The 26,708-nt window shown below is 69.4% G+C and carries 25 protein-coding genes and 1 riboswitch; of the genes, 12 read left to right on the top strand and 13 right to left on the bottom strand.

Features of this window, described 5'->3' with window-relative positions:
• Nucleotide 1: 1 nt before the first annotated feature.
• Nucleotides 2-568 carry a dihydrofolate reductase family protein gene (locus tag ACIRRY_RS16410; RefSeq protein WP_403972770.1) on the bottom strand — a complete coding sequence of 189 codons (567 nt, stop codon included), beginning with the start codon at nt 566-568 and terminating at the stop codon, nt 2-4.
• A 149-nt stretch (nt 569-717) separates the two neighbouring features.
• Between ACIRRY_RS16410 and ACIRRY_RS16405 the strand changes: the two genes are divergently transcribed.
• Entirely contained in the window at nt 718-2,103 is a 1,386-nt protein-coding gene (locus ACIRRY_RS16405; protein ID WP_403972767.1) for a serine hydrolase domain-containing protein, read from the top strand.
• A gap of 123 nt (nt 2,104-2,226) precedes the next feature.
• Here ACIRRY_RS16405 and ACIRRY_RS16400 read toward each other — a convergent pair whose 3' ends face one another.
• The gene (locus ACIRRY_RS16400; RefSeq protein ID WP_403972764.1) at nt 2,227-2,679 is read right to left on the bottom strand and encodes a GNAT family N-acetyltransferase; all 453 of its coding nucleotides are present in this window, start codon (nt 2,677-2,679) and stop codon (nt 2,227-2,229) included.
• A 51-nt stretch (nt 2,680-2,730) separates the two neighbouring features.
• The gene (locus ACIRRY_RS16395) at nt 2,731-3,189 is read right to left on the bottom strand and encodes a MarR family winged helix-turn-helix transcriptional regulator (RefSeq protein WP_403972762.1); all 459 of its coding nucleotides are present in this window, start codon (nt 3,187-3,189) and stop codon (nt 2,731-2,733) included.
• 141 nt (nt 3,190-3,330) lie between these two features.
• On the opposite strand from ACIRRY_RS16395, the gene ACIRRY_RS16390 reads away from it, so the two are divergent.
• Nucleotides 3,331-4,539, top strand: coding sequence for an MFS transporter (locus ACIRRY_RS16390; protein ID WP_403972760.1), 1,209 nt, complete (start codon nt 3,331-3,333; stop codon nt 4,537-4,539).
• A 133-nt stretch (nt 4,540-4,672) separates the two neighbouring features.
• On the top strand, nt 4,673-5,095 hold the full coding sequence (locus ACIRRY_RS16385; protein WP_317770432.1) for a heme-binding protein: 423 nt from the start codon (nt 4,673-4,675) through the stop codon (nt 5,093-5,095).
• A gap of 70 nt (nt 5,096-5,165) precedes the next feature.
• Here ACIRRY_RS16385 and ACIRRY_RS16380 read toward each other — a convergent pair whose 3' ends face one another.
• On the bottom strand, nt 5,166-6,032 hold the full coding sequence (locus ACIRRY_RS16380) for a GNAT family N-acetyltransferase (protein WP_403972756.1): 867 nt from the start codon (nt 6,030-6,032) through the stop codon (nt 5,166-5,168).
• Nucleotides 6,033-6,226: 194 nt separating this feature from the next.
• Here ACIRRY_RS16380 and ACIRRY_RS16375 point away from each other — a divergent pair, with 194 nt between their 5' ends.
• Both ACIRRY_RS16375 and ACIRRY_RS16370 read left to right on the top strand, forming a co-directional pair.
• Complete coding sequence (locus ACIRRY_RS16375) at nt 6,227-6,862, top strand: HAD family hydrolase (protein ID WP_403972753.1); 636 nt, start codon at nt 6,227-6,229, stop codon at nt 6,860-6,862.
• A 304-nt stretch (nt 6,863-7,166) separates the two neighbouring features.
• The gene (locus ACIRRY_RS16370) at nt 7,167-8,825 is read left to right on the top strand and encodes a globin domain-containing protein (protein ID WP_403972750.1); all 1,659 of its coding nucleotides are present in this window, start codon (nt 7,167-7,169) and stop codon (nt 8,823-8,825) included.
• 16 nt (nt 8,826-8,841) lie between these two features.
• Here the strand turns inward: ACIRRY_RS16370 and ACIRRY_RS16365 are convergent, their stop codons facing one another.
• The 5 genes from ACIRRY_RS16365 to ACIRRY_RS16345 all read right to left on the bottom strand — a co-directional run bounded on the left by ACIRRY_RS16365 (nt 8,842) and on the right by ACIRRY_RS16345 (nt 12,600).
• On the bottom strand, nt 8,842-9,324 hold the full coding sequence (locus tag ACIRRY_RS16365; RefSeq protein WP_403972747.1) for an NUDIX domain-containing protein: 483 nt from the start codon (nt 9,322-9,324) through the stop codon (nt 8,842-8,844).
• A gap of 111 nt (nt 9,325-9,435) precedes the next feature.
• A complete protein-coding gene (locus ACIRRY_RS16360) occupies nt 9,436-10,341 on the bottom strand; it encodes a LysR family transcriptional regulator (protein ID WP_403972744.1) in 906 nt (301 codons plus the stop codon).
• A gap of 228 nt (nt 10,342-10,569) precedes the next feature.
• Entirely contained in the window at nt 10,570-11,727 is a 1,158-nt protein-coding gene (locus ACIRRY_RS16355; protein ID WP_403972742.1) for a cystathionine gamma-lyase, read from the bottom strand.
• A complete protein-coding gene (locus ACIRRY_RS16350; RefSeq protein WP_403972740.1) occupies nt 11,724-12,215 on the bottom strand; it encodes a low molecular weight protein-tyrosine-phosphatase in 492 nt (163 codons plus the stop codon). Before ACIRRY_RS16350 ends, ACIRRY_RS16355 begins: the two co-directional genes overlap by 4 nt.
• Before the next feature lie 7 nt (nt 12,216-12,222).
• Nucleotides 12,223-12,600, bottom strand: a complete 378-nt coding sequence (locus tag ACIRRY_RS16345; RefSeq protein WP_403972738.1) for a phage holin family protein — start codon at nt 12,598-12,600, stop codon at nt 12,223-12,225.
• Between the two features lie 48 nt (nt 12,601-12,648).
• Here ACIRRY_RS16345 and ACIRRY_RS16340 point away from each other — a divergent pair, with 48 nt between their 5' ends.
• From ACIRRY_RS16340 to ACIRRY_RS16325, 4 genes are all read left to right on the top strand, one after another.
• The gene (locus ACIRRY_RS16340; protein WP_262060822.1) at nt 12,649-12,966 is read left to right on the top strand and encodes a cupin domain-containing protein; all 318 of its coding nucleotides are present in this window, start codon (nt 12,649-12,651) and stop codon (nt 12,964-12,966) included.
• Between the two features lie 208 nt (nt 12,967-13,174).
• On the top strand, nt 13,175-13,387 hold the full coding sequence (locus ACIRRY_RS16335; RefSeq protein WP_019055111.1) for a DUF5326 family protein: 213 nt from the start codon (nt 13,175-13,177) through the stop codon (nt 13,385-13,387).
• A gap of 585 nt (nt 13,388-13,972) precedes the next feature.
• Entirely contained in the window at nt 13,973-14,707 is a 735-nt protein-coding gene (locus tag ACIRRY_RS16330; protein ID WP_403973608.1) for an IclR family transcriptional regulator, read from the top strand.
• Between the two features lie 99 nt (nt 14,708-14,806).
• Nucleotides 14,807-15,244: an SsgA family sporulation/cell division regulator gene (locus ACIRRY_RS16325; RefSeq protein ID WP_403972735.1), complete on the top strand. Its 438-nt coding sequence runs from the start codon at nt 14,807-14,809 to the stop codon at nt 15,242-15,244.
• 220 nt (nt 15,245-15,464) lie between these two features.
• Here the strand turns inward: ACIRRY_RS16325 and ACIRRY_RS16320 are convergent, their stop codons facing one another.
• Nucleotides 15,465-17,003, bottom strand: a complete 1,539-nt coding sequence (locus ACIRRY_RS16320; protein ID WP_403972732.1) for a YibE/F family protein — start codon at nt 17,001-17,003, stop codon at nt 15,465-15,467.
• A 71-nt stretch (nt 17,004-17,074) separates the two neighbouring features.
• Nucleotides 17,075-17,264, top strand: a riboswitch (TPP riboswitch).
• Here ACIRRY_RS16320 and thiC point away from each other — a divergent pair.
• The gene (gene thiC / locus ACIRRY_RS16315) at nt 17,257-19,149 is read left to right on the top strand and encodes a phosphomethylpyrimidine synthase ThiC (protein ID WP_403972730.1); all 1,893 of its coding nucleotides are present in this window, start codon (nt 17,257-17,259) and stop codon (nt 19,147-19,149) included. (Overlaps the previous riboswitch by 8 nt.)
• Before the next feature lie 104 nt (nt 19,150-19,253).
• Entirely contained in the window at nt 19,254-20,297 is a 1,044-nt protein-coding gene (locus ACIRRY_RS16310) for a hypothetical protein (protein WP_403972728.1), read from the top strand.
• Here ACIRRY_RS16310 and ACIRRY_RS16305 read toward each other — a convergent pair.
• Nucleotides 20,275-21,519, bottom strand: coding sequence for a serine hydrolase domain-containing protein (locus ACIRRY_RS16305; protein WP_403972726.1), 1,245 nt, complete (start codon nt 21,517-21,519; stop codon nt 20,275-20,277). The genes ACIRRY_RS16310 and ACIRRY_RS16305 overlap by 23 nt on opposite strands.
• 254 nt (nt 21,520-21,773) lie before the next feature.
• Between ACIRRY_RS16305 and ACIRRY_RS16300 the strand changes: the two genes are divergently transcribed.
• On the top strand, nt 21,774-21,944 hold the full coding sequence (locus ACIRRY_RS16300; protein ID WP_403972724.1) for a hypothetical protein: 171 nt from the start codon (nt 21,774-21,776) through the stop codon (nt 21,942-21,944).
• A gap of 326 nt (nt 21,945-22,270) precedes the next feature.
• On the opposite strand, the gene ACIRRY_RS16295 is transcribed toward ACIRRY_RS16300, so the two are convergent.
• Both ACIRRY_RS16295 and ACIRRY_RS16290 read right to left on the bottom strand, forming a co-directional pair.
• A complete protein-coding gene (locus tag ACIRRY_RS16295; RefSeq protein ID WP_403972722.1) occupies nt 22,271-23,131 on the bottom strand; it encodes a hypothetical protein in 861 nt (286 codons plus the stop codon).
• 192 nt (nt 23,132-23,323) lie between these two features.
• Nucleotides 23,324-24,439 carry a metallophosphoesterase gene (locus ACIRRY_RS16290; RefSeq protein ID WP_403972720.1) on the bottom strand — a complete coding sequence of 372 codons (1,116 nt, stop codon included), beginning with the start codon at nt 24,437-24,439 and terminating at the stop codon, nt 23,324-23,326.
• Nucleotides 24,440-26,708: the final 2,269 nt, after the last annotated feature.

Genomic DNA, 26,708 nt, shown 5'->3' with positions numbered 1-26,708 from the left:
CTCAGCGCCTCGTCTCGTATCTGGTCAGGAGCACGCCGCCGGGGAACGTCCGGGTCTCGACCAGGTTCAGGTTCACCCAGTTCTCCAGTGCGGTGAAGAACGGTGTGCCGCCGCCCACCAGAACCGGGGCGGTGGCCAGCACGTACTCGTCGATCAGCCCGGCCCGCAGGGCGGCCGCGGCCAGTGTCGCGCCGCCGATGTCCATCGGGCCGCCGTCCTCGGCCTTGAGCCGGGTGATCTCGGCGACCGCGTCACCGGTGACCAGGCGGGTGTTCCAGTCGACCTTGTCGACCGTCGAGGAGAACACCACCTTCGGCATGTCGCGCCAGCGGCGGGCGAACTCGGTCTCCGCCGGGGTGGCGCCCGGCTGCCGGTCGGCGGTGGGCCAGTGGGAGCTCATCGTCCGCCACAGCTTGCGCCCGTACAGCGACAGGTCGGTCGCCTGCAACTGGTCGGACCAGAACTGGAACAGCTCGTCGCTCGGCGGTCCGCCCCAGCCGATGTCGTCGCCGGGCGCGGCGATGTAGCCGTCCAGGGTCACGTTCATGCCGTAGATCAGTTTCCGCATGGTGCCAGCCTTCCGTGAGTCGGTCCCACGCGTACAGACCGGCGCGGCGCGGGAAACTCAGCGGTGCGTGATCCGAGCTCGCATGCAGTCCTCGTCGGATCCCGAGAAATGTGCTCGACGTACGGCCGTCCCGCCGGTGGACTGGGGGCATGACGACATCTCAGGACGACTTGCTTCCCGGTACCCGCCGGGCGTTGCTGCATCGGATCGCCGTGGCCCAGGCCGAGGGGCGGGCGCCGTCGTTGGTCGCGGCGGTGGTGCGGGATGGGCGGACCGTGTGGCACGGTGCGCGGACCTCGGTGGACGGGCACGGGCCGGACGAGAACGTGCAGTACAGGATCGGCTCGATCACCAAGACGTTCACCGCCGTCCTGGTGCTGCGGCTGCGCGACGAGGGCGTCCTCGACCTGGGTGACCCGCTGGAGAAGCATCTGCCGGGCACCGGCGCGGGGGAGGCCACCATCGCCCAACTGCTCGCGCACACAAGCGGGTTGGCGGCCGAGTCACCCGCACCCTGGTGGGAGCGGACACCCGGTTCGCTGCGCCCCGAACTCCGCGATGTGCTGGGCGATCAGCCCCAGCTGCATCCGGTCGGCCGCCGGTTCCACTACTCGAACCCCGGCTACACGGTGTTGGGCGCGCTCGTCGAGGAGCTCCGGGGTGCGCCCTGGGAGGACGTACTCCGGCGGGAAGTACTCGAACCTCTGGGCCTCGATCGCACGAGTGCGCAGCCACAAGCGCCGCACGCGGGTGCCTGGGCGGTGCATCCGTGGGCCGACGCACTGCTGCCGGAACCCGCCGTGGACCTCGGTCTGATGGCGCCTGCCGGTCAACTCTGGTCCACTACTGGCGACTTGGCGCGGTTCGCCGTCTTTCTGGCCAGCGGGGACGACCGGGTGCTGAGCGCGGATTCCGTGCGGGAGATGCGGACCCCCGCGGCACCGGCGGAGGCCGCCGACGTCGTGGACGGCTCCGCCTACGGTCTCGGCCTACAGGTCCAGCACCGTGACGGCCGACTGCTCATCGGCCACTCCGGATCGCTGCCCGGCTTCCTGGCGAACCTCAGCATCAGCCTGGAGGACGACGTCTCTGCGGTGGTGCTGGCCAACTGCACCTCCGGACCGCTGCTGGCAACGTTGGGCGCCGATCTCGTCCGTATCGTCGCCGAGGCCGAGCCGAGGATTCCCGAGCCATGGCGCCCGCTGCCCGAAGTCGACGCCGCCGTACTGGAGTTGGCGGGGCAGTGGTACTGGGGTACGCATGGCTTTGCCCTGCGGCTGACGGCTGATGGCGGGGCCTCGCTGGAGCCGCTGGCGGGCAAGGGCCGTCGCTCGCGGTTCCGGGCCAACGGCGACGGCACGTGGACCGGGTTGGAGGGGTACTACGCCGGAGAGCTCCTGCGGCCCGTACGACGCCCGGACGGGTCCCTGAGCCACCTGGACCTCGGATCGTTCGTCTTCACCCGTCAGCCGTACGACGAGAGCGATTCTGTGCCGGGTGGGGTGGACCCGGAGGGGTGGCGGGGGATCCGCTAGCCGCCCGCGGTCGGGGAGGCGCTGTGTTTCACGTGAAACATGGCGCCTCCCGCTGTCGGGCGGGCGCTTCGTTCTCTTCGAGGAAGAGGCCCCTCTAGGGAGAGGTCGCTTCAGGAGGTCTCTTCAGAGAGGCAGCTTGAAACCCACGTGTGAGGAGGTGAAGCCCAGCCGTTCGTAGAACCGGTGGGCGTCGGTGCGGGTGACATCGGAAGTCAGCTGGACCAGTTGGCAGCCCTGCCGACGCGACTCGGCGATCGCCCACTCGATGAGCTGTGTGCCCAGGCCGCTGCCCCGCTCGTCCGCGTGGATGCGGACGGCCTCGATGATCGAGCGCGTGGCGCCCTTGCGGGACAGCCCCGGAACGACCGTGAGCTGGAGGGTGCCGACGACGCGGCCCTCGCGGACGGCGACGACGAGGTGCTGGTTCGGGTCGGCGGTCAGGCGGTCCAGCGCGGCGAGGTAGGGCGTCAGGTCGTCCGGTGACTCGCGTTGGGCGCCCAGGGGGTCGTCGGCGAGCATGCCGACGATGGCGGGGACGTCCTCGGTGACCGCGGCTCGTATCTCAAGATCTCCCATGGCCACACCTTAGGCAGCGGCGCGCGGTGCGGGACGGACCTGCACGGGAACCTACGCGGGCACGTTCATCGACTCCACGACCCGGACCAGTGGCGCCAGTTCGGGGTTCGCGGCCGCCGCGTCGAGGGCTTCGCGCAGTGCGGTGTCGTTGGTCGGGCGTGCCTCTTCGAGCAGTGTGAGGCCTGCCTCGGAGACGTTCGTGTAGATGCCCCGGCGATCGGTCGGGCACAGATACCGCGCGAGCAGACCGCGGTCCTCGAGCCGGGTGACCAGCCGGGTGGTGGCGCTCTGGCTGAGGACGACCGCGTCGGCGACCTGCCGCATCTGCAGATGCCCTCCCTCGCCGTCGTGCTGTCGGCTGAGCACGTCGAGCAGCGAGTACTCGCGCATGCTCAGGTCGTGCTTGGCCGACAGGGCGCGCTCGATGTGCGCCTCGATCCTCCCGTGCAGCAAGGAGAGGGCGCACCAGCCCTGGGCCAGGGCGGTGAGTGCGGGGTCCGTCGCTGTCATTGACGTTTCCTCCGTCCAGGAGCGGCTGAACCCAGGATAGAGCACAGATGAAATAGTCCGCGCTTGCCAATAGCCCGCGTCTGCAACTATTGTGAAGGCACGTAAAGCGCTCCTGCAATCTTCTGGGAAGGGTACCTCCACATGCCTCTCGCGCTTCTGGCCCTCGCGATCGGGGCCTTCGGAATCGGCACGACCGAGTTCGTGATCATGGGCTTGCTGCCCCAGGTCGCGGGCGACTTCGGGGTCTCCATCCCTACCGCGGGACTGCTGGTCACGGGTTACGCGCTGGGTGTGGTGATCGGCGCCCCGCTGATGACGGTGCTCGGCACCAAGGTCCCCCGCAAGCGGATGCTGATGCTGCTGATGGGCCTGTTCATCCTCGGCAACCTGCTCTCCGCCGTCGCTCCCAGCTTCTCGGTGATGCTGATCGGCCGCGTGGTCGCCTCGCTCGCCCACGGCGCCTTCTTCGGCATCGGCTCGGTCGTCGCGGCCGAGCTGGTCGCCCCCGACAAGAAGGCCGGAGCCATCGCGATGATGTTCACCGGACTGACCGTCGCCAATGTCATCGGCGTCCCGCTGGGCACCCTCGTCGGGCAGTCCGTCGGCTGGCGGGTCACCTTCGCCATCGTCGCGGGCCTCGGCGTGATCGGCCTGGCCGGCATCGCCAAGCTCGTGCCCGACCTGCCCAAGCCGGAGGGCGTACGGCTGCGGCACGAACTGGCCGCCTTCAAGAACACCCAGGTCCTGCTCGCCATGGCGATGACCGTCCTCGGCTTCGGTGGCGTCTTCGCGGCCATCACCTACATCGCGCCGATGATGACCCACGTCGCCGGCTTCGCCGACGGCTCCGTCACCTGGCTGCTCGTCCTCTTCGGCCTCGGCATGGTCGGCGGCAACCTCGTCGGCGGCAAGTTCGCCGACCGCGCCCTGATGCCCATGCTCTACGTCTCGCTCGGCGCCCTGGCCGTCGTGCTCGCGCTCTTCACGGTCACCGCGCACAACAAGGTCGCGGCAGCCGTCACCATCGCCCTCATCGGTGCCCTGGGCTTCGCCACCGTGCCGCCGCTGCAGAAGCGGGTCCTCGACCAGGCACACGGCGCCCCGACGCTGGCCTCGGCCGTGAACATCGGCGCCTTCAACCTCGGCAACGCGCTCTCCGCCTGGCTCGGCGGCATCGTCATCGCGGCCGGCTTCGGCTACACCGCCCCGAACTGGGTCGGCGCCGTCCTCGCCGCGGCCGCCCTGGTCCTCGCGATCCTCTCGGCCGCCCTGGAACGCCGTACCAGCGCACACGGCGCCGTCGTGGCGGGCGGCACACCGACCGCGCAGCGGGCCGCCGTCCACCACTGACCCCGCCGGGCCGGAACGGGGAGACGCGGGGCCAGGGCCGTCCCCGTGCATCCCGGCCGGCTCCCACCGTCCGACCAATGCCAGACCCTCCGACCAACACTAGTAACAGCAACACCCGCAAGGAGAAACCCTGATGAGCACCACCACCGCCGTAGCCCCGCTGACCATCCAGGACGCCGAAGCGCTCGTCGCCGAGGCCCGCCGAGCCGCGGAGGCCGCCGGGGTCACCGTGAGTATCACCGTGCTGGACGCCGGCGGTCATCTGCTCGCCTTCCGGCGGGACGACCAGGCCGTGCTGATCTCCGGCGAGACCAGCACCCGCAAGGCCTATACCGCGCTCCAGCTCAACGCGCCCACCGCCGACCTGGTCGACGCAGTCCAGCCCGGAGGCCTCTTCCACACCCTGCCCACCGCGCTCGACCGGCCGCTGCTGTTCATTGCGGGCGGCATCCCGGTGCACCGTGACGGCCGGCTGATCGGGGCGATCGGCGTCGGTGGCGGCGCGCCGACGCAGGACCACGGCTTCGCCCAGGCCGCCGTAGAGGCACTCGTCTGACCTCTGAGGGGGATGGAGACGCCACTTCCCGATGAGGTCGGGAGCCGGTGTTCTCCGTGTACGGGGATGGTCAGCCGGCCGCGACCGTCAAGGGAGCGAACCGCCGGGTCCAGTCGCCGGGAAGTTCCGGGATGCCGTACGTCATCACGGAGTTGAAGGCGATGGGGGCGAGTCCGCGTTCCTTCGCCCAGGACAGCAGGTCTTCGTGGCGTACGTCGATGTCGGTGCGCAGCCGACGGTCGGTGCGGGCGGCGAGTGAGCCCAGGAGGGCCTTCGCCGTCTCCGGGTCCTGTGCGATCAGTGGGCCCACGACCTGGGTGTCCATGTTGGGCCAGGCGGCCGCGTAGCCGATGATCCGGCCGTTCTCCTCCGCCACCCTCAACTGGTCGGTGAAGGCGGGCAGTCGTGTGATGAAGGGTGTGCGATCGGCGCCGAACACTGCCTCGTCGAGGCGCAGGATGCCGGTGAGGTCCTCGGCCGTCGCCGCGCGGGTGGCGATCCGGGACTCCGGTCCGGCAGGTGTGAAATGGCCGCGCAGTATCTCGGCACGGCCGATGACCTTGAAGCCGAGCTCCTCGTAGAGCGGGCGGCCGTTCGGCGTCGCGTGCAGAGTCAGCGGTGTGGTGCTCATCGCTGAGATCAGATGGCGCATCAGCCGGCGTCCCACGCCCTGCCGGGCGTACCGCTCGGCGACCAGGACCATGCCGATGGCCACGAGATCCGGGCGGTCCTGTGGGCCGTACTCCGTGGTGACGCAGGCCGCGAGGAGGCCGCCGTCGGGGGCGTCGATGCCGTAACCCTTCCCGGCGCTCAGGAGGAAGCCCCACTTGTGTTCCTCGCGTGGCCACCCCCGGTCCTCGGACAGGTCGGCGCAGGCGAGGCGATCGCGGAGCGTCAGCCGGCGGATGGGCAGAGCGGCGAGGGAAGGAGTCGGCACGCAGGTCAGGCTGTCTGACACGCGTTGTCGGCGTCCACCTGTTTCCGGCGAGACGTACGTGCTTTTGGCCATCTCGTGATCAACAGCGCAACGCATCGGCAGAAGCCGGATGTTTCACGTGAAACACCGGCGAACGGCGAGCATCCGGCAGGCTCGCCGAAGGCGCCACAGGTCCTCCGACTAACCTCAGGCTCATGGCGAGACTTCACCTCTTCGACCTCGACGGCACTTTGCTGCACGGAACCAGCGCACCCCTGGAGATCTCCCGTCAACTCGGCCTGGAATCCGAGACGGTGGAACTCGAGCAGGAGATCTCGGCGGGCTTGATCGGGCCGCCGGAGTACGCGACCGGTGTCTACACGCTGTGGGCGGATCTCACGGAGGCGCATGTGGCGGCGGCTTTCGACGGGGCCCCATGGCTGGCGCGGATCCGTGAGGTCTGGGCCGAGATCAGGAACGCCGGTGAATACTGCGCCGTCGTATCGCTCTCGCCTTCCTTCTTTGTGGAACGGCTCACAGGCTGGGGCGCCCACGCGGCACACGGATCGCTCTTTCCCGCCGTGCCTTTCACCGCGCCGTCCATGGACCTGACCGGAGTTCTCAACGCCGCCGCCAAAGTGGTGATCGCGGATCGACTGTGTGAGGAGTTCGGGGTGACGAGGGCGGACTGCGTCGCCTACGGAGACTCGATGTCGGACAAGGACCTGTTCGGCGCCGTGCCCGTCTCCGTCGCGGTCAATGCGGATCGGCATCTGGCGGGCCTCGCGACCCACTCCTATGCGGGGCGGGATCTGTGGGATGCCTACGAATTGGTGCGCGGCGCACGGTAGTTGAGGGAACCGACGGTTCGCCCCTCCCCTCTCCGTGGGGAAGCGAGGCGGCACTTGGCTGCAAAGCGCGGGCCGGTAGGGTCGACTCCGGTTCTTGTCCGGCGCCGGACACCGCGTGAGAGTACTGCGGGCAATGTCACACTCTCGCCTTACTTGTCCGTACGCAGTGGGAATGTGGGTTGGATATGGCTGTATCGGCAGCTTGATCGAATGGGGAGAAGGAAGCCGTCCGCGCGGAAAGCAGACAGCTTCCGGCTGAGGAAGCGCGCAGACCGACCGAAAGATGTTCGAGGCGAGGCACAGCATGGACGCTCCGACCACCGCGTCGGCCGACAACGGCACGTCCGGCGGCGGCAACGGCGGAGGCGGCTGGTTCACTCCGCGCAAGCAGCCGGAGGTGCCTCCTGGCGAAGAGCGCGGGACACGGGAGGGACGCGGACGGCGCCCGGCCGTGCTGCGTCCGGTCCGCAGGACCGCGCCGGCCGCGAGCAAAGAGCTTCCGCCCAGGGAGAGTTCGGCCTCACCCACCTCGCCGCCGCCATTCACCCCGCCGGTTCAGGATGGTGACGACGCCGCGTCCGATCCGAACCCGTACCTCGCTCAGCAGGACGTAGCGCCCGCACAGCAGCGAATACCGCCGCCCGTGACCGTGCCGCAGCCCTCGGCCCCCGCCGGGCCCATGGCTCCCGCACCCGCGCAGACAGCGCCCCCGCCTCTCGCACCGCAGCCCGCCGTCCCGGTGCCCGTCGCCCCCGCTCCGGCTGTCGCCGAGGCTGCCCCGGTCGCCCCGCTCGCCCCCGTGCGTGTGCCCGCCCAGCGCTCCTCCGGCCCCGGCACTGAGCAGGCCGCCTCTCCGGACGCCGTACTCATCCGCCGGACCATGGCCGAGGTCGGCCCGGTGGCCGACAAGGTCACCTCGTACTTCTACGCGCTGCTCTTCGTGCGCCACCCCGAGCTGCGGTCGCTCTTCCCGGCGGCGATGGACACCCAGCGGGACCGCTTGCTCAAGGCGCTGCTCACCGCCGCCGAGCACATCGACAACACCGAGGTCCTCGTCGCGTATCTGCAGAACCTCGGCCGCGGCCACCGCAAGTACGGCACCCGGGCCGAGCACTACCCGGCCGTCGGCGAGTGCCTCATCGGCGCGCTGAACAAGTACGCCTCCGCCGTCTGGGGCGCCGAGACGGAGGCGGCCTGGGTGCGGGCGTACACGACGATCTCGCAGGTCATGATCGACGCGGCGGCGGCCGACGAACTGCGCGCCCCGGCGTGGTGGCACGCGGAGGTTGTCACCCATGACCTCAGGACCCGGGACGTCGCCGTGGTCACCCTCCGCCCGGACCAGCCCTATCCCTTTCTCGCCGGGCAATACACGAGCCTGGAGACGCCCTGGTGGCCGCGGATCTGGCGGCACTACTCCTTCGCCTCGGCGCCCCGCTCGGACGGGCTGCTGACCTTCCATGTGAAGGCCGTCCCGGCGGGCTGGGTCTCGAACGCGCTGGTGCACCGCGCCCGCCCCGGCGACGTCATCCGGCTCGGGCCGCCGGCCGGTTCGATGACCGTGGACCACACCACCGACAGCGGACTGCTCTGCGTCGGCGGCGGCACCGGCATAGCGCCGATCAAGGCCCTGGTCGAGGATGTCGCCGAACGCGGCGAGCGGCGACCGGTGGAGGTGTTCTACGGAGCCCGTACCGACCACGACCTCTATGACATCGACACGATGCTCCGGCTCCAGCAGTCGTATCCATGGCTCACGGTCCGGCCGGTCGTCGACCAGCAGGCACATCTCCAACTCCCGGACGCCATACGGACGTACGGGCCATGGGGCGGGTACGACGCCTATGTCTCGGGGCCGCCCGGAATGATCCGCAGCGGTGTCGATGTCCTGAAGGACGTCGGCATCCCGGCGGAGCGCATACGGCACGACTCGGTCGAGGAGTTGGTGGCCGCCGGGGACTGACCCCGTGCCGGAGACATCAGCCCAGGTCGGGGGCGTGCATCGCGCGGACCCCTTCGATGTTGCCGTCCAGGTAGTGCCGCAAGGACAGCGGTACGAGGTGGACGGACGCGATGCCGACCCGGGTGAACGGCACTCTGACGATCTCGTACTCGCCGAGGGGCTCGTCCACTTCGGGGCCGTGTCGGAGCGCCGGGTCCATGGACTCCAGGTGGCAGACGAAGAAGTGCTGCACCTTCACGCCGGTCGAGGCCGCGTCCACGCCGATGTGCTCGACGGTGTCCACGAAGCAGGGCACCACGTCGGCGATCTTGGCGCCGAGCTCCTCGTACACCTCCCGATGCAGGGCGTCGACGACGGTGCTGTCCCCGGGTTCGACCCCGCCACCGGGCGTGACCCAGTAGGGATCCACACCGGGCTTGGTGCGCTTGATCAAGATCAGGGCGTCGCCGTCGAGGAGAACGGCACGTGCGGTTCGCTTGACCACGGGTCGGACGGTCATGGGAGAAATGTGGCCCGGCTGGTTCCACGTGAAACATCGCGAAACGTGACCTTGGCGAATCAGCGCGTGACATTCGGCGAATTCGCCGCGCAGCGACGACAAAATCCCTGGTCAGCCCCAGATGGCGGCGGCACGGTGCAGCCACTCGTGGGCCCGGGCGATGTGCGGCATCGCGAGAGTGCCGGTGCGCACCACGAGGAAATACGTCCGCAGCGGCGGTATCGCGGGTTCATGGAGCGCGACGACCTCACCGCGCTCCAGAGCCAGGGCGCACAGATAGCGGGGCAGTACCGCGAGGCCGGCGCCCGCGATCGCACAGGCGAGGACCGCGCGGAGGTCCGGCACGATCACCGTGCCCGGGGCGGCCGGGCGGGAGTCGAAGACGGAGGCCCAGTAGCGGGAGACGAAGGGCAGCGACTCGTGGACCTCGATCACGGGGAGGTCGTCCAGGGCGGGCGCGTCCTTGGGGCCGAGTTTCTCCGGGTCGAGCTGCTCGGCCCGGTGCGGGGCGGCGACCAGGACGTGCTCCTCGTCGCAGAGCGTCGTCGCGGTGAGCAGAGCGCCTCGCGGACGGGCCGTGCTGATGGCCAGATCATGATGTCCGGCGGCCAGTCCCTCCAGTGTCTCCTCGGCGTTCCCGAAGGACGCGCGCAGTGCGAAGCCCTGGCCGTCCTCCCCGGTCAGCTCCGTGAGCGCGGGCAGCGCCCGCTCGGCGGTGAACTCGGGGGGACCGGCGAGATGCAGGGTGCGCAGCGAGGCGTCGCTGTCGGGTCCGGTCTCGGCTATCTCCACGAGGGCGTCGAGATGGGGTGCGGCCTTGTGCGCGAGTTCGTCGCCCATGGTCGTGGGGGTGACCCCACGGGCCTGGCGCAGGAAGAGAGGGCGGCCCAACTGCCGTTCCAGGGTGCGGATCTGGGACGTCACCGCCGGCTGGGAGAGGCCGAGCAGGGCTGCGGCACGGGTGAAGGAGCCGGCCCGGTGCACGGTCACGAAGGTGCGCAGCAAGGCCAGATCCATGGCACGCACGCTCCTTTCCCCGGCCTTCCTCCGGCCCCGGGCAGGGCCCAACTATAAATAAGTCGATAGGCGGCTGTCGCTACTGTGATTGGACACTGACACAGAGTCAACTAGCCTTGTGCGGGCGGTTCTTCGCGCGCAGAACCGAGGACGGTCCGAGCCACGAGGGGGGAGGCTCGGACCGTCCGTTGTGTGTATCCGGACACAGGTCGCAGGTCCGTAAAGCGGTCACCGCGCCGACTCGTCCAGCGCACGCAGCACATCGGCCACCAGGTCCTCGGGGTCCTCGGCACCGACCGAGAGACGAACAAAGCCCTCCGGTACCGCGTCCCCTCCCCAGCGGCCACGCCGTTCGGCCGTGGACCGCACCCCGCCGAAGCTCGTCGCGTCGTCCACGAGCCGCAGCGCGTCGAGAAAACGATCGGCATGCGCGCGCGTGGGCAGCGTGAACGAAACCACGCACCCGTAGCGCCGCATCTGCTGCGAGGCGATCTTGTACGAGGGGTCGTCGGGCAGTCCTGGATAGCGCAGCCCGGTCACCTCGGCCCGTTCGCGCAGGGCCTTCGCGACGATCAGCGCGGTGGCGTTCTGCCGGTCGACCCGCAACTGGAGCGTGGCGATCGAGCGGTGCGCGAGCCAGGCCTCCATGGGCCCGGGAATCGCGCCGACGACCTTGCGCCACCGGCGTACGGCGGCCATCGCGGAGGCGTCGGTCCCGGCGACGTACCCGAGGAGGACGTCCCCGTGCCCGGTGAGCTGCTTGGTGCCGCTCGCCACGGTGAAGTCGGCGCCGAGTTCCAGCGGGCGCTGCCCCAGGGGTGAAGCGAGGGTGTTGTCGACGGCCACGAGGGCGCCACGCGCGTGTGCCGCGTCGGCGAGCCGTCGTATGTCGCACACGTCGAGCCCGGGGTTCGAAGGGGTCTCCAGCCACAGCAGCTTCGCGCCGTCGAGGAGGTCGAGCTGGGCGTCCCCGCCGGTCGGCGCGGTGCGCACCTCGATGTCGTACGCCGCCAACTGCTCGCGTACCAGAGGCAGTACCTGGTAGCCGTCGTCGGGCAGGACCACCACGTCGCCGGCGCGCAGCTGGGAGAAGAGCACCGACGAGATGGCGGCCATACCCGAGGCGAACACGAGCGTCTCGACGTCCTCCTGCCCGGGCGCCTCCAGCTCGCCGATGGCGCGCTCCAGGTGGGTCCAGGTCGGGTTCTCGTCACGGCCGTACTTGTACGGGCCCGTCGCCTCGCCCGGGAGGTGGAAGTGCGCGGCGAACACCGGCCCGGGGAGCGTCGGTTCGTACTTGACCGGCTCGGGCAGACCGGCCCGCACCGCGCGCGTGCCGTCCCCCGCGCCGCTCCCGATACCTCCCGCTGTAGCGGAATCACTCATACCGCTCGTCCTTCCACTTCGTCCCGTACCGCGGCGAGCAGCCCTACACTCGCCGCCTCCACCATCTCAAGACATTCCTCGAAGCCGTCCAGGCCCCCGTAGTACGGGTCCGGTACGTCGAGGTCGTCGCCGGCGGCGGGGTCGTAGGAGCGGAGCAGGTGGACCTTGCGGGCGTCCTGTTCGGTGGGTGCCAGGCGGCGCAGGGTCTTGCGGTGGCCGGAGTCGAGGGCGATGACGAGGTCCAGGCGGGGGAACCAGGAGGCTTGGAAGCGGCGGGCGGCGTGGTCGGTCCCGTAGCCGTGCTCCTCCAGGACGGCGACGGCGCGCGGGTCCGCGCCGTCGCCCTCGTGCCAGCCGTCCGTGCCCGCGCTGTCGACCTCGACCAGGCCGTCGAGCCCGGCCTCCGCCACCCGCACGCGGAGGACCGATTCGGCCATCGGTGAGCGGCAGATGTTGCCGGTGCAGACGAAGCTGACGCGGTACGTCATCGGGCGCTCAGTCCCCTTCGGGCAGGACGACGTTGAGCGCCCAGGAGACGACCGAGATGATGAGGCCGCCCAGGACGGCGGTCCAGAAGCCGTCGACATGGAAACTCAGGTCGAGCTTGTCGGACAGCCACGAGGTGAGCATCAGCATCAGCGCGTTGACCACCAGGGTGATCAGACCGAGCGTCAGGATGAACAGCGGGAAGGTCAGCACCTTGACGATCGGCTTGACCAGGAAGTTCACCAGGCCGAAGACCAGGGCGACGAGGAGCAGTGTCCAGACCTTCTTGAAGGTGCTGTCACCGGTCAGAGTGATCTTGTCGAGCAGCCACACGGCGACCGCCAGGGCACCCGCGTTGGCGATCGTCTTGACTAGGAAATTCTTCATGTGTCTGATCGTGACAGAAGAGATCGAATCCGAGCGTGGACGAGGGCGATGAAGGCATTCCGGTTGGATGAACTGGAGGCGGAGCGTGCCGCCAACGACGGTGCGTACCTGCAGTTTCTACGCGAGAAGAACATGTCGGTCGGCCTGTACGCGCTCGACTCCGGCGAACACGACCGACAGCAGCCGCACAACCAGGACGAGGTGTACTTCGTCGTGAGCGGCCGTGCCGCGATCACCGTCGGCATGGAGACCACCCAGGTGGCGCGCGGCAGCGTCGTCTACGTGCCGGCCGGGGTGGCCCACAAGTTCCACCACATCAGCGAGGACCTGCGCGTGCTGGTTGTGTTCTCGCCTCCGGAGGCCTGAGTTTCCGGAGGCCTGCGTCTCCACCCGAAGTCCGAGCCGCGTCTCAGGGTTCCCTAGGGGAACGGTCAGGGGAGGACAAGGGATGCGGGGCCCCCGTTCGGCCTTCGCCCGCTCTAGCATCGAGTGCAGGACATCAGAGATCCGGCGGGTGCCGGACACCGACAGAACCCGGTAAGAGCGACGGGCGGAGAGGTACAGGACGAGGACAATGCGAGAGATCTTCGCGGGACTGCCGTGGTGGGTGAAGTGGGTCGCGGTGCCGGTCATCGCCCTGGTCGTGTTCGGCGGGCTGATAGCGACCGTCGTGAGCATCGTCATCGGACTGCTCTTCAAGCTGCTTGTCTTCGTGGCTCTGGTCGGCGGAGTCATCTACGTGGTGCGGAAGTTCACGTCGAGCTCCTCCTCACGCGGCGACTGGTGAGGGCCTGTCGGGCAACCGGTGATCGGTAACAGGAATCACCGGTTCCCTCGGGCGGGGGAAGTTTTCCGGACAGGCCGTCTGCGGGCGGTGGCGGGCGGTTAAAGTCCGGAATTCGACGCGGGGACGAACCCCGCGGGCGGCGCACCCCCTCCCCGTGTTCCCCGCACGGGCTGCCCCCTCGCGCTCCGGAAGTGACCCTTGGCCACGGTTGACACCGCACCCGTAGAACCACACGCACGCCCGACCCTGCCCGTCCCGCCCGTCCTGCCCATTCCGTCCACATGGCCGCGATCGGTGGCGGTCCCCGCGCAACTGCGGCCGGTCGCACAGCCGGGGCCGGTGGCGCCGGTAGACCCGGTGTCACAGTCGAGTTCGGTGGCGCAGCAGCGGCCGGTGACAGAGCAGCGCCCGGTGGCGACCCCGCCGCGGCAGCGTTCCGCAACGGCCATTGCCCATCAGGGTTCCGAGACGGTCACCGACCATCAGCCTTCGGCTACGGTCACCGACCAGCCTCGCTTCACCGCAGCCCCTGACCCGCAGCGCAACGCGTCGGCCCCCGACCCGCAGCAGCCCGCCGCCACCCTCATCGGCTCCGTCCAACGGGCCATGCGCCTGCTGGAGTCCGTCGCCGGGCACGGGCACGGAGCCCCCGCCAAGCAACTGGCCCGCGAGACCGGCCTCGCCCTCCCCACGGCGTACCACCTGCTGCGCACCCTGGTGCACGAGGGCTATCTCCGCCGCGACAAGGGGCTGTTCTTCCTCGGCGAGGCGGCCGAGCGGCTGAGCAGCAGCGGAGCGCGGGAGAAACGTCGCAGCACGATCGTCGACGCGCTGGCGCAGTGGCGGGATCTGATCGGTGCGCCGGTGTACTACGCGATGTACCGCGACGGCGAGATCGAGGTCCTGTGCGTCTCCGACACCCCCGGCAATCCGGCGGTCGAGGAGTGGGCGGACTTCCGTGAGACGGGGCACGCGCACGCGATCGGCCAGTGTCTGCTGGCCCAGTTGGACGAGGACGTCCGCCGCGACCACCTCGACCGCTACCCCGTGGGGTCCCTCACGCCGTACACCGTGCGCGACAGCCATTCCCTGGTGCGGCGCCTGGACCGGATGGGGCGGACGGAGCAGGTTGTGGAGCGTCAGGAGTACGCGCTGGGGACGGTCTGCGCGGCGATTCCGATCACGCTCGGCGCCATGGCGGCCACGATGGCCATCTCCCTGCCCGCGCATCAGGCCGATCGGCTGCCGGCCGCGGCGCGGCAGTTGGAGACCGAGGTCGGCAGGCTTCTGGGGTCGCTCGCACTCTCTATCAGTATCTGAAAACTTACTCCTTGTGATCTAACGTGTACGTTCAGCAATATTCCTTCAGTGTCACGGGGATCATTCCCGGCCATACGACGGCAGTTGACGGGATAGGCGATGCGTGAGTCCGTACAGGCAGAGGTCATGATGAGCTTCCTCGTTTCCGAGGAGCTCTCCTTCCGTATCCCGGTCGAGCTGGGCTACGAGACATGCGATCCGTACGCCGTGCGGCTGACCTTCCATTTGCCGGGAGACGCCCCGGTGACCTGGACCTTCGGCCGGGAGCTGCTGATCGACGGGGTGGGTATCGCGTGCGGGGAAGGTGATGTCCGGATCGAGCCGGTCGATCCCGAGATGCTGGGCGAGGTGCTGATCCGGCTTCAGGTGGGCGGCGACCAGGCGCTGTTCCGCACCGGCGCGGCACCGCTCGTGGCGTTCCTCGACCGCACCGACCGGCTGGTTCCGCTCGGTCAGGAGGGCGCCCTCGCGGACTTCGACACCCACCTCGACGAGGCGTTGGACCGCATCCTGGCGGAGGAGCAGAGCGCGGGCTGAGGCGATGCCGTGAGTGTGAGGTGGGAGGCTGGCGTAACGCTTCTGCGCGGCTCTGTACGGCGGTTCTCGCGGGTCTGCCTCGGTGCGGCGGCCTTTCCCCAGGGTCTGTCTCAGCGCTTTCGGAGGACGACGCCTCCCGCAGCCTGTCTCAGTCCGTGCGGCGACGGCCCTTCCACAGCGCTCCTCAGCCTGTGAGGCGACGGCGCTCCCGCCGCCCGCCTCAGTGTTTGCGGCGACGGCCCTTCCCGCCTCGCGCCGCGCCGGGCTTGGCGCCCGGCGCCGGCGTGGCCGTACTCGACGTGGCCGAACCCCCCGCAGCCGCACCGGCACCCGTCGCACCCGCACTGGCACCGGCGCCCGCCGGAACCGCCTCCCGTCCCGGTCGGTCCGCCGAGACCACCAGGGCCGCGAGGGCCGTGGTGACCGGCACCGACGCGACCAGGCCGATCGAGCCCACCAGCGTGCGCACGATCTCCTCCGCGACCAACTCGCTGTTGGCGACCGCCCCCACGCTGCTCTGCGCGATGGAGAAGAGCAGCAGCAGCGGCAGCGCGGCGCCCGCGTAGGCGAGGACGAGCGTGTTGACCACGGAGGCGATGTGGTCGCGGCCGATGCGGATGCCGGCGCGGTACAGCCCGCGCCAGCCCATCGAGGGGTTGGCCTCGTGCAGCTCCCAGACCGCCGAGGTCTGGGTGACCGTCACATCGTCGAGCACGCCGAGGGAGCCGATGATGACGCCGGCGAGCAGCAGACCGCTCATGTCGATCGACGGGTACAGCCCGTGGATCAGGCCCGTGTTGTCGTCCGTGTTGCCGGTCAGCGCGGCCCAGCCGATGAACACCGAGCCCAGGACACCGATCAGCACCAGCGACATCAGGGTGCCGAGCACCGCCACGGACGTACGGGCCGACAGCCCGTGGCACATGTAGAGGGCGATCAGCATGATGGCGCTCGATCCGACCACCGCCACGATCAGCGGGTTCGAGCCGTGCAGGATCGCGGGCAGGATGAAGAAATTCAGGATCATGAAGCTGATGGCCAGCGCGACCAGCGCCATGACACCGCGCAGCCGGCCCACCACCACGACGGCCAGTGCGAAGATCCCAGCGAGCAGGGCCATCGGGAACTTGCGGTTCACATCGGTGACCGAGTACTGGAGATCCCTGGGCGCGGAGGGCTCGTAGGCGACCACGACCTTCTCGCCCTGGTGCAACTGCCGTGACTGGTCGGGCTGCACGATCTCCGTGAACGTACGGCCCTTGTCCTTGCCGGTGCTGACCGTGACCGTGGCCTTCTTGCAGGTGCCGCCCGCCTCCTGCTGCGCGGAGGAGCCCTCGGCGGTGGAGGTGTCGCTGGTCGCGCTGCCGCCCGAGGCGTTCACCGACGCGCAGCTCACGCTGACGACCTTGGTCACCGTCGCCTGTTGGGTCTGCCGGTCGAAGCCGACTCCGGTGCGCTTGTGCGAGGGGGCGCCGCCGGGCCAGAGGACCACCATGCCGACCACGACCGCCACGGTGAACGGGATCAGGATCGCCGCGATGACCTTCCGGAGGTGACGGGAGACGGGGGCGGCGGGGCCATGGCTGTGTGAGTGACCGTGTCCGCCGCCCGCACCGGAACCGTGCCCGCCGTCCCCATGGGAACCGTGGTCGTCGCCGGACCCGGACCCGGGGCCTTGGTCGCCTCCGGAGCCGTGACCGTGATCGTGGCCATGCGGCGGCCCGGTCGGCGGGTACGGGGGCTGCTGTGTCGTGGTCACCGCCCGATCATCGCAAGAACGCCGGAGGCCCACTGTTCACCGCGCCACTTATGGCGCTAGCGTGGAGGCACCTTTGCACACGCGGGAGCTCGGAGCACCGGGCTGAGAGGGCGCTGACCTTCGTCTCTGCGATGTTTCACGGGAAACGTCACCTGAATCGAGTGATGTTTCACATGAAACATCGGCTGACGGAAGCCGCTGCGTCGACCGCCGAACCTGTTACCGGGTAATGCCGGCGTAGGGAGTAGGTCTCATGACCAACAAGGACGCACACACGTCTGCCTTCAGCCAGGACGAATGCCTCATTTCGGGCGAGGGATTGGCGCGGGCCGAGCAGCCGACGAGGGCCGAGGAGTCCGCGGCGGCCGAGCAGCCCACGGAGGCGGCCGAGCCCGCGGATGCCGGGAAGTCCATCGGCTGGCACAAGGGGTACGTCGCGGGCTCGCGCCCCGATCTGCGGGTGCCGGTCCGTCAGGTGCACCTCACCAACGGGCAGTCCGTGACGCTGTACGACACCTCCGGCCCGTACACCGATCCGCTCGTCGACACCGAGGTCCGCAGGGGGCTGCCACCCCTCCGGGAGAACTGGATCATCGCTCGCGGCGACACCGAGGAGTACGCGGGCCGGCCCGTCCGCCCCGAGGACGACGGGATCAAGCACACCTCGCCGCGCGGTGGACTGCGCAACCTCGACGCGGTCTTCCCCGGGCGGCCACGGCAGCCGCGGCGTGGACGGGACGGCGTGGCGGTCACGCAACTCGCCTACGCGCGACGGGGTGAGATCACGCCCGAGATGGAGTTCGTGGCCGTACGGGAGAACGTTTCGCCCGAAGTGGTCCGTGAGGAGATCGCGGCAGGGCGGGCGGTGTTGCCGGTCAATGTGAACCATCCGGAAATCGAACCGATGATCATCGGCAAGCGGTTCCTGGTGAAGGTCAACGCCAACATCGGCAATTCCGCGGTCACTTCCTCGATCGAGGAGGAGGTCGAGAAGATGACCTGGGCGACCCGTTGGGGCGCCGACACGGTCATGGACCTGTCCACCGGCCGCAACATCCACACCACCCGCGAGTGGGTGCTGCGCAACTCCCCCGTCCCCATCGGCACGGTGCCGCTCTACCAGGCGCTCGAAAAGGTCGACGGCCGCGCCGAGGAGCTGACCTGGGAGATCTACAAGGACACGGTCCTCGAACAGGCCGAACAGGGCGTGGACTACATGACCGTCCACGCGGGCGTACGGCTGCCCTTCGTACCGCTGACGGCGAACCGCAAGACGGGCATCGTCTCGCGCGGCGGCTCGATCATGGCGGCCTGGTGCCTGGCCCACCACAAGGAGTCGTTCCTCTACGAGAACTTCGAGGAGCTGTGCGAGATCCTCGCCGCCTACGACGTCACGTACTCGCTGGGCGACGGTCTGCGGCCGGGTTCGATCGCGGACGCCAACGACGAGGCGCAGTTCGCCGAGTTGAGGACGCTCGGGGAACTCAACACGATCGCGAAGCGTTTCAACGTACAGACCATGATCGAGGGCCCGGGACATGTCCCGATGCACAAGATCAAGGAGAACATCGACCTTCAGCAGGAGATCTGTGATGAAGCCCCGTTCTATACGCTCGGCCCGCTGACGACGGACGTCGCGCCTGCGTACGACCACATCACTTCCGGCATCGGTGCCGCGATGATCGCCTGGTGGGGCACGGCCATGCTCTGCTATGTCACGCCCAAGGAGCACTTGGGCCTGCCCAATCGTGACGACGTCAAGACCGGCGTCATCACCTACAAGATCGCCGCCCACGCAGCCGACCTCGCCAAGGGGCACCCAGGTGCGCAGGAGTGGGACGACGCGCTGTCCGACGCCCGCTTCGAGTTCCGCTGGGAGGACCAGTTCAACCTGGCCCTCGACCCGGACACGGCACGGGAGTTCCATGACGAGACGCTCCCGGCGGAGCCGGCCAAGACGGCACACTTCTGCTCCATGTGCGGGCCGAAGTTCTGCTCGATGAAGATCAGCCAAAGCATCACGGCGCAGTTCGGCGGTACGGCGGCCGCGGGGGCGACGGCCGAGGAGGTCGCCGAGGGGATGCTGCAGAAGTCGAAGGAGTTCGCGGAGAGCGGGAACCGGGTGTACCTGCCGCTGGCGCACTGACGTCCGTAGGTTGGCGCCGTGCCGGAGGCCGGGGGGCTTCGGCACGGCGGCGCCATCGTGCGTAGGGGGATTACGGGGATAACGGGGATGAGGGGGGTGGAGTCTTGATCGTTCTGAAGGTGACGGCCGAGGCGCAGTCGCTGGTGTGGAACGGCGATGACCTGGTCGATGTGGTGGGTGGCCGCCGGTGGGGTCCTGACGGTGTGGAGCAGGGTGCCTCGGTCGTCCGCGGAGAGCCCTTCGACCGGAGCGTCGTCTCCTCGTCCGGTCGCTACTGCGTTGTCTATGCCGAGCGTGGCACCGAGGCGCTGCTGCTCGACGGTGACCGGATCGTCCGCGAGCTGGACCGCAGCTACGACTACGCCGAGGTCTTCGACTATGCGGTGGCACTCGGGGTGTTGCGGGACGGCCGCGAGGTTCTGGTGCACTGCCCGGAGGAGTACAACGTCCTCGAGATCGAGGACGCGGAGTCGGGAGAGTGGCTCACCGGTGGCGAACGTCATCCGAGGGACGTCTTCCACTCGCGGCTGGAGATGAGCCCGGGCGGGACGCATCTACTGTCGGCCGGCTGGTTGTGGCATCCGTACGGGGTTGTCGAAGTCTTCGACCTGGCCAGTGCGTTGACGGACCCTGCCGTGCTCGACGGCCATGGCGTGCTGCCCTCGGAACCGGGCGTCAATGCGGAGGTCGTCTCGGCCTGCTGGCTCGACGACGACCGCCTGGTCGTGGCGACCGGGGACGGGCTCGTCGACGACGAGGAGAGCCCTGCGCTGGGCCCACGGCGGTTGGGCGTGTGGTCGTTCTCCGCGAGGCGGTGGATCCATCACGGCAAGGTCGATTTCCCCGTCGGCACTCTGATCGCGCGGGGCGACACGGTCGTCTCGCTGTACGGGCATCCGCGGCTGATCGATGTCACGACGGGTGCCGTGGTGGCGGAATGGCCCACCGTGGAGGTGCCACAGAGAGAAGGCAGTTACGGGGTCACCCACATTCCGACGCCCGTTGCGGCCCTGCACCCGGACGGCACCCGCCTCGCTGTGGCCCAGCCGGAGAGCATCGCGATCATCGCCCTCCCGGAAGGGGAGGAAGCGGAACTGCCGACTGCTGACGGCGACCGGATGTGGCCTAGCTCTGCGGTGAGTCCTTGATGGTGGGCCTCGCGCACAGGGCGTGGTCGACGAGAGTGCCTGTCGCGCGGTTGAGGGCGGCGAGGTCCGGCGGTGCGGTGGTGGTCGTGAGGGAGACGGTCACCGCGCGGCTGCCGTCCGCGCTCACCGCGGGGCGCGTGTTGATGCCCGCTCCGTCGCCCTCGTGGGTGTAGTAGAAACCGCCGCAGGAGAGCGGGATCCTGCGCAGACCGAGGCCGTAGGTGCCCTCGGGCATCTCGGCCACGTCCTCCGGGTCGTCGGTCCGCTCGACGGTCTGCCGCATCTCGCGCCACTGGGCGGCGGGGAGCAACCTGCCGTCGGCCAGGGCGCGGAAGAAGGTGTTCAGGTCGGCGGTGGTGCTCACCACACCGGAGTCCGCGGTGTGCTGGAGGCTGTGATCGGTGACGTCGAGACGCTGACCGTCGGCGGTCGTCAGGTAGGCGTTCACGTGCGGGTCGGGGAGGAACGGGTTGAGCCCCGGGATGGAGGTGTCGCGCAGTCCGAGCTTCGCGATGATCCGGTGCGCGACCAGGTCCTGCCAGCTCGCGCCCCCGGCCTGCTCGGCGATCATCCCGGCCAGCAGGTAGTTGGTGTTGGAGTACGCCCACTGAGTGGCCCCGCCCGGCTGCGGTACGAACAGCGGGCGGTGCTTCATGGCGACCGCGACCAGGTCGGCCGCCGGGGTGGCGTCGTAGCGGATCTCGTCGAAGTGGTTGATCAGGCGGTCCTGGATCTCCGGGTCGTCGATGTAGTCGTAGAGGCCGCTGGTCTGGCGGAGCAGGTCGCGGACGGTGATGCGGGTGCCGTCGTTGCCGGTGACGACTCCAGGGAGCCAGTGCTCGACGGTGTCGTCGAGCGACAGCCGCTTCTCCGCCACGAGTTGGAGGACGACGGTCGCCACGAACGTCTTCGTCGTGCTCGCGACGCGGAAGTGCGCGTTCCAGGGGATCGGGGCGGTGGAGTCGGCCGTGCGGGTGCCGATGCGGGCCATGAGGGGTGCGCCGTTCGGTCCGTCGACCCGGGCCAGCACGTTCACATCGCCGCCGCCGGCCTTCCGTACGGCTGCCAGGTCCTGCCGGAGTGTGGCCTCGTCGTACGTGTGGGAGGGGTGGCTCGGCGCCGGGTGTCCGGTGGTGGCGGTCGCGGCGATGGGTGAGCACAGTGCGAGCAGTGCTGCTGCCAGTACGGCGGCGCCGGTCTTCCTCGACGACGGCATCTGCATGGCGGAATCCCCCGTTGCTCCTGGTCCGGTCCTGATCGGTGACGATCACCAGCCAACCGGATCCGGGCGCGGGGGAGGATGGGGCTGCCCTCCGCATGAGGGGTCGAGGTAGCCTCCTGGAAGTCCGTCGCCGGGGCCCCCGCTGGACGTTGTAACGGAAGAGGCGCGATCACGTGTGCCGCGATCAAGGTCGCCCGGCCGCTCTGATCGTCGAAGGTGACGGGGAGTCGTCCATATCGGCGCAGTCCGTCCACATGCAGATACTGGACCAGGAAATCGAGCTGCCCGCCGATATGGTCGACTGGCGGGCCGAGATCGAGGAAGAAAGCACGTGCCTGCAAGCAGAGGGCCGAGCACCGCTGTGGAACGGACCGCGATATGCGGTGGAGGCGGTCGGCATTTTCTGCAATGCGGTTTCGGCGTGAATATCGCGGTCGTGACGGCCGACGGCATGCTGATCGTCAGTCAACACAGTGACCAGGTACGCATGGCCCCGGACGTCTGGAACTCTTCCGTCAACGAGGGCACGTCACGGCACATCGACTCCTCCGGCAGGAACGCCCCGGACCTGTACGCGGTCGCGCGGCGCGCTATGCGGAAGGAACTGGCCGGTGGAAAGGGCCGTGGTGCAGATACTTCACCGAATGCCGAGAATTCGGCAATATGCATTCGGCAATATGTATTCGGTAATAGGAATTCCGCAGCAGCAATTCGGCTTGCGCTCCCCTGGGTGGGGGCGCAAGCCGAGGGGCTACTCCGGCTGGTGTTCGGGCCCCCCGAAGTCCGGGCTGGAGAAGTCCGGACTGCTGAAGCTCGGGCGGTGGCCCGGTTTCGGGCCCTCGTCGGGGCTGGAGAAGCCCGGGCGGTCGTAGCCGAGGTGCGGCATGCGACTCGGTGCCGGTGGTGCCGTACGGCGCAGTGCCGCCGTGCCCGGAGCGGCGAGCGCCTCCTGGAGGAACGGCAGGATGCCGCGTTCCAGAAGGGCGTCGTGCCAGGCGTCCCTGGCGCGGGCCACCTCGCCGCCCGCCTCGCCGTAGGGGCCGGTGTCGAGCGTGGGCCTGTTGCGCAGGGCGGTGAGCAGCAGGCCGACGGCGGCGACGAGGATCGCCGCGGCGGTCATCGCGCCGAACACCCAGCCGGCGGTGAGCATGGTCTGCGCGAACGCGGGCTCGGGGGTGAGCATCTTGAGGATGTAACCCACGAGCAGGAATATCGCCGCGGCCGTGCCGGCGAGGACGGGGGTGAGGACGGCGGCGACGGCGACGGCGCCCGCGCCCTCGGCCGCTTCCCCCAGGGTGGTGGCGAGCCCCATCGCGCCCACGCCGCCCGGCTCCATGGAGTCGGTCTCGTGGACGGACGACGGGGTGGACGACGCCGGCTGGCGCAGTTCCTCGCGGACCTTCACGTAGTGCTGGTACTCGGTCGCCGCGGCCGCCGTGATGAGCGCGGTGGCGTTCAGCGCCATGGTGCGCAGCTGTTCGGGGTTCAGCCGCTTACCGACAGCGGCCAGTTCCGGGCGGGTAGGGGCGGAGCGCAGCGCCTCGTCGAGGATCCGCTCGTACTCCTGGCGGTCCTCGCTGTGCAGGTGCTGCGGAACGCTGTTCATGTGCATCCCCCGATGCTCCGTAGGGCTTGGGGCTCGCATGCCAACGAGCCGTCGGGCAGAAACGGAGGGGAGCCTGCTACGGATAAGCCGATGGTAGAGCGGCGACGGCACACGGTGACAGGGGGTTTCCAGAAATTGGCCCCTGGTCAGCGCTGTCGCTCGCCGGTCCGCCGAGGGGGACGTCTGCCCGCTGAACGCTCAGATATTCAGGGGCAGTCGCTGGACCAGCAGTTTTCCGGCCATGGTCACCCCGCCGTCCATCGCGATGGCGAGTCCCTCGGCGTAGACGTGCGGTCCCTCGACCACGGGACCGGAACTGTCCTCGCCGTCCTCGGAGCCGACATCGCCCAGGAGATAGGGAATCGGACTGTGGCCGTGCACGATCCGGGTCCCGCCGTACATGTCGAGCAATGAGCGGACATGGTCGGCACCACCCTCGTCACGGAAGGAAAAGCGCTTGGTGAGCTTGCGGAACACGTCCCACACCTCGTCCGCGTCGTTGCGCGTGAGGGTCTCGCGGACGTTGTCGTTGACCGCCTCGATCGAGTCGCCGTAGTCGAGGTAGGCGGTGGTGTCGGAGTGCACGAGCAGATGGCCGTCGACCTGCTCCATGGCGTCAAGCCGGGCCATCCACTGCAGGTGGACGTCCTGGAGGCGGTCCATGTCGGTCTTCTGGCCGCCGTTGAGCAGCCAGGCCGCCTGGAAGGTGGCGGTGCCCGCGCCGGAGTTGACGGGGGTGTCGCCGAACCGCTTGGCGCCGAGCAGCAGCAGTTCGTGGTTGCCCATGAGCGCCTTGCAGTAGCCGCCGGCCGCGGCCGCCTCGGCGGACAGCCGCATCACCAGGTCGATGACGCCGATGCCGTCGGGCCCGCGGTCGGTGAAGTCGCCGAGGAACCAGAGCCGCGCGGTGCCCGCGCACCAGCTTCCGGCCGCGTCGATCAGGCCCTTCTCCCGCAGCGCGGCCACCAGTTCGTCGAGGTAGCCGTGCACATCCCCTACGACGAACAGCGGACCGGGGCCCTCCGTCTGCTGCGGGGCGGCCACCGACGCCGGGTCCACCGCGACCTGGAGCGTGTCACCCCGATTGATGACGGGGAGATCGCGCTGAGTGGGTGTGTAGCCCTCCGGATAGACCTCGTCGAAGGCCTCCTCGAAGGCCTCCTCGTCTGGTCGTACGGTCTCGCCGGGCTGCGCGCTGTCGGCGTACGGACCGGTCTCGTGGACATACGCCGGTACCCGGAAGTCGCGCAACGTCGCCGTCCGCTCCATCTCGGGTCCCTGACCGGCCCCCTGAGTCATCGACCCCTCCACCATCGCGCCGCGTCTGCACCGCGTCGGACTGCCTGGTCGCAGCGGCCCGCGGTGTCGTGGGCCCATCATAGGAATGCGGATCGCGCCATGTGATGACCCAGGGGTGGTGAATCAGAGCAGGACTCCACTTCACCGCGGCTTTCGCCCCGATTGGGCCGGGCTTCGGTCGGTCGCCGTCTGCTTGACGGGGGTTGGTTCGCGCCTTGAGGGCGGCTGGATTTCGCCTGTGGGGGCGTGGGGGTGGGGTGGGTGTGGGGCGGCTGTTCGGCGTGGGGGCGACGATCGCTGTGGTGCCGGTTGGTTGTTTCGGGGCTTGGGGTTCGGTGCTCGGTGTTTGAGTTTCGGGGGTTGGGGTTCGGGACTTGCGTCGCGTCGGTCTCCGCTGCGCTCGACCTGTCGGTCAGGGGGCGGTTTTCATTGCCCGCCTTGTCGTTCTTGGACTTGGACTTGGCCTCGGTTACGGGCTGTCTGTCCGGCGCTGGTGCTGGTTGATCACTCCGGTGCCGATGTGGGTTGGGTGTACGGCTCGGGTGGTTGGGGTCGTGTTGGCCTCTGTTGTTTGTCCTGTGGGGCCGGGGGCTGGTTTCCACAGGCCGCCTTGCCGACTCTGACCGGGCGCTGATCCCGACCCCGGCACCGACCCCGACCCCGTGCCGGCCTCCTGGCCGCCGCCGGCCTTGGTCGCTCATCCCGGTGCTCATCCCGGTGCTGATAGCGGTTCCCTGCTTCGGCGCGGGTTGCCGCTTCGCGTCCGGCCGTACGGACTGTCCTGCCTGGCCTGGTGCCGGTCGCGCTCTGCACAGCCTGCGCGCTACGACACTTGCCCTACGGTCCGTTCTGTCGGCTCTGGCGCCGATGCGGGGCGTCTGTCCCTGAGTTGGTGGCAGCCGCCCTCGCTCGCACTGCTGCCGGTTCCTGTCGCCGCTTTGCCCACCAGGGCACCGGGTTCCGGTCCTCACCGCCCACCCTGCCCGCTCTGCCCGCCATGGTGCCGGTCTCACCGCCCGCCCTGCCGCCCCGGCACCCGGGTGGGAGTCCCGGCGCTGTTCGGCCCGCCACGGGCGCCTGAGCGGTGCCCTGCGCGCTGCGGGCCGAGGGGGGTCCCCGTGCGCGGCCCCGGCCACCCTCATGGCGCCTGGAGGCACCGCCCTGGCCACGCCCATGGCACCCGGCGCGAGTACGCAGGGCGTTGCCTCGACCTGAACGGAACGGCGGGGGTGGGAGTTCCGGGAATGGCGGGGGGAGTTCCAGGAACGGAGGGGGGAGTTCCAGGAACGGAGGGGGGAGTTCCAGGAACGGAGGGTGGGAATCCCGGCACCGTTCCGCTCACTACGGCCCGAGGCGAGTCCCGCCCCCGCGCACCCGGCAGCACGCGACGACAGCCCCCGCACCGAGCCTCACGGACACCCGGAACTGATCCGGCCTTCGCTCGTCTGTGCCCGGCCACGGCACCCAGTGGGAGTCCGGACGCCGTCCCAGCCCATCACGGCACCCACGGCACCCACGGCACCCACGGCACCGAAGGAAGTGCTCGACCCGGAGCACCTCGTTACGGGCACCGCGCACGGTCTACGACCCCGAGCCGCTCCCCATGGGCCTCGCCGCGAGCCTCAACACCGAGCAGCCCTCACGGGGGCAGAGCACGAGTCCGCGCCCTGCCCCGCCGGACTACGGCACCCGTTGGGAGTCCGAGCACCGCATCGCCCGCCACCACGCCCCGAGGGAAGTCCCGGCGCTGTCCCTGCCTTTGACGGTCGCCGAGGCGAGTTTCGAAGCGAGCAACCCTCATCGGCACTGGACGGCACCCTCGGCACTGAACCCAAGGGCCCCTGGAACAAGCCTGGCCCCGTCCCACCGCCCCTCGTCCCACGGCCCTCAGAACAAGCCTGGCCCCTGCTCCACCCAGTCCACGCCACCCGGAGCAAATCCGGCCCTGCTCCACCTGGTCAACGGCACCGAGAACAAGCCCGACCCCCGCCGCCGCCCGTCCCCGCACCCGGTGAGAGCCCGAACACCACCCAGCCCACCGCCAATTTACGGAGCGTGCCCGGTACCGCCCACCTGTCCCAAGGCACCCACAGCGAACCCGGCTTACGTCTCAGCTCGACCTCAACGCTGACCCCGACCTCAACTCCGCCCCAGGACCAACCCCGCCCCAGGACCAACCCCGCCCCGAGACCAACCCCGCCCCGAGACCAACCCCGCCCCGAGACCAACCCCGCCCCGAGACCAACCCCGCCCCGAGACCAACCCCGCCCCGAGACCAACCCCG

Origin of the sequence: Streptomyces sp. NPDC101776, from assembly GCF_044766845.1 — a bacterium.
Lineage (GTDB): Bacteria > Actinomycetota > Actinomycetes > Streptomycetales > Streptomycetaceae > Streptomyces.
The sequence above is the reverse complement of the archived record's forward strand: the minus strand, read 5'-3'. Positions and strand labels throughout refer to the sequence as shown.

Coding starts and splice junctions, on each gene's coding strand:
- ACIRRY_RS16410 (WP_403972770.1), bottom strand. CDS start 568: ATGCGGAAACTGATCTACGGCATGAACGTGACCCTGGACGGCTACATC.
- ACIRRY_RS16405 (WP_403972767.1), top strand. CDS start 718: ATGACGACATCTCAGGACGACTTGCTTCCCGGTACCCGCCGGGCGTTG.
- ACIRRY_RS16400 (WP_403972764.1), bottom strand. CDS start 2,679: ATGGGAGATCTTGAGATACGAGCCGCGGTCACCGAGGACGTCCCCGCC.
- ACIRRY_RS16395 (WP_403972762.1), bottom strand. CDS start 3,189: ATGACAGCGACGGACCCCGCACTCACCGCCCTGGCCCAGGGCTGGTGC.
- ACIRRY_RS16390 (WP_403972760.1), top strand. CDS start 3,331: ATGCCTCTCGCGCTTCTGGCCCTCGCGATCGGGGCCTTCGGAATCGGC.
- ACIRRY_RS16385 (WP_317770432.1), top strand. CDS start 4,673: ATGAGCACCACCACCGCCGTAGCCCCGCTGACCATCCAGGACGCCGAA.
- ACIRRY_RS16375 (WP_403972753.1), top strand. CDS start 6,227: ATGGCGAGACTTCACCTCTTCGACCTCGACGGCACTTTGCTGCACGGA.
- ACIRRY_RS16370 (WP_403972750.1), top strand. CDS start 7,167: ATGGACGCTCCGACCACCGCGTCGGCCGACAACGGCACGTCCGGCGGC.
- ACIRRY_RS16365 (WP_403972747.1), bottom strand. CDS start 9,324: ATGACCGTCCGACCCGTGGTCAAGCGAACCGCACGTGCCGTTCTCCTC.
- ACIRRY_RS16360 (WP_403972744.1), bottom strand. CDS start 10,341: ATGGATCTGGCCTTGCTGCGCACCTTCGTGACCGTGCACCGGGCCGGC.
- ACIRRY_RS16355 (WP_403972742.1), bottom strand. CDS start 11,727: ATGAGTGATTCCGCTACAGCGGGAGGTATCGGGAGCGGCGCGGGGGAC.
- ACIRRY_RS16350 (WP_403972740.1), bottom strand. CDS start 12,215: ATGACGTACCGCGTCAGCTTCGTCTGCACCGGCAACATCTGCCGCTCA.
- ACIRRY_RS16345 (WP_403972738.1), bottom strand. CDS start 12,600: ATGAAGAATTTCCTAGTCAAGACGATCGCCAACGCGGGTGCCCTGGCG.
- ACIRRY_RS16340 (WP_262060822.1), top strand. CDS start 12,649: ATGAAGGCATTCCGGTTGGATGAACTGGAGGCGGAGCGTGCCGCCAAC.
- ACIRRY_RS16335 (WP_019055111.1), top strand. CDS start 13,175: ATGCGAGAGATCTTCGCGGGACTGCCGTGGTGGGTGAAGTGGGTCGCG.
- ACIRRY_RS16325 (WP_403972735.1), top strand. CDS start 14,807: ATGCGTGAGTCCGTACAGGCAGAGGTCATGATGAGCTTCCTCGTTTCC.
- thiC (WP_403972730.1), top strand. CDS start 17,257: ATGACCAACAAGGACGCACACACGTCTGCCTTCAGCCAGGACGAATGC.
- ACIRRY_RS16305 (WP_403972726.1), bottom strand. CDS start 21,519: ATGCAGATGCCGTCGTCGAGGAAGACCGGCGCCGCCGTACTGGCAGCA.
- ACIRRY_RS16300 (WP_403972724.1), top strand. CDS start 21,774: ATGCAGATACTGGACCAGGAAATCGAGCTGCCCGCCGATATGGTCGAC.
- ACIRRY_RS16295 (WP_403972722.1), bottom strand. CDS start 23,131: ATGCACATGAACAGCGTTCCGCAGCACCTGCACAGCGAGGACCGCCAG.
- ACIRRY_RS16290 (WP_403972720.1), bottom strand. CDS start 24,439: ATGGTGGAGGGGTCGATGACTCAGGGGGCCGGTCAGGGACCCGAGATG.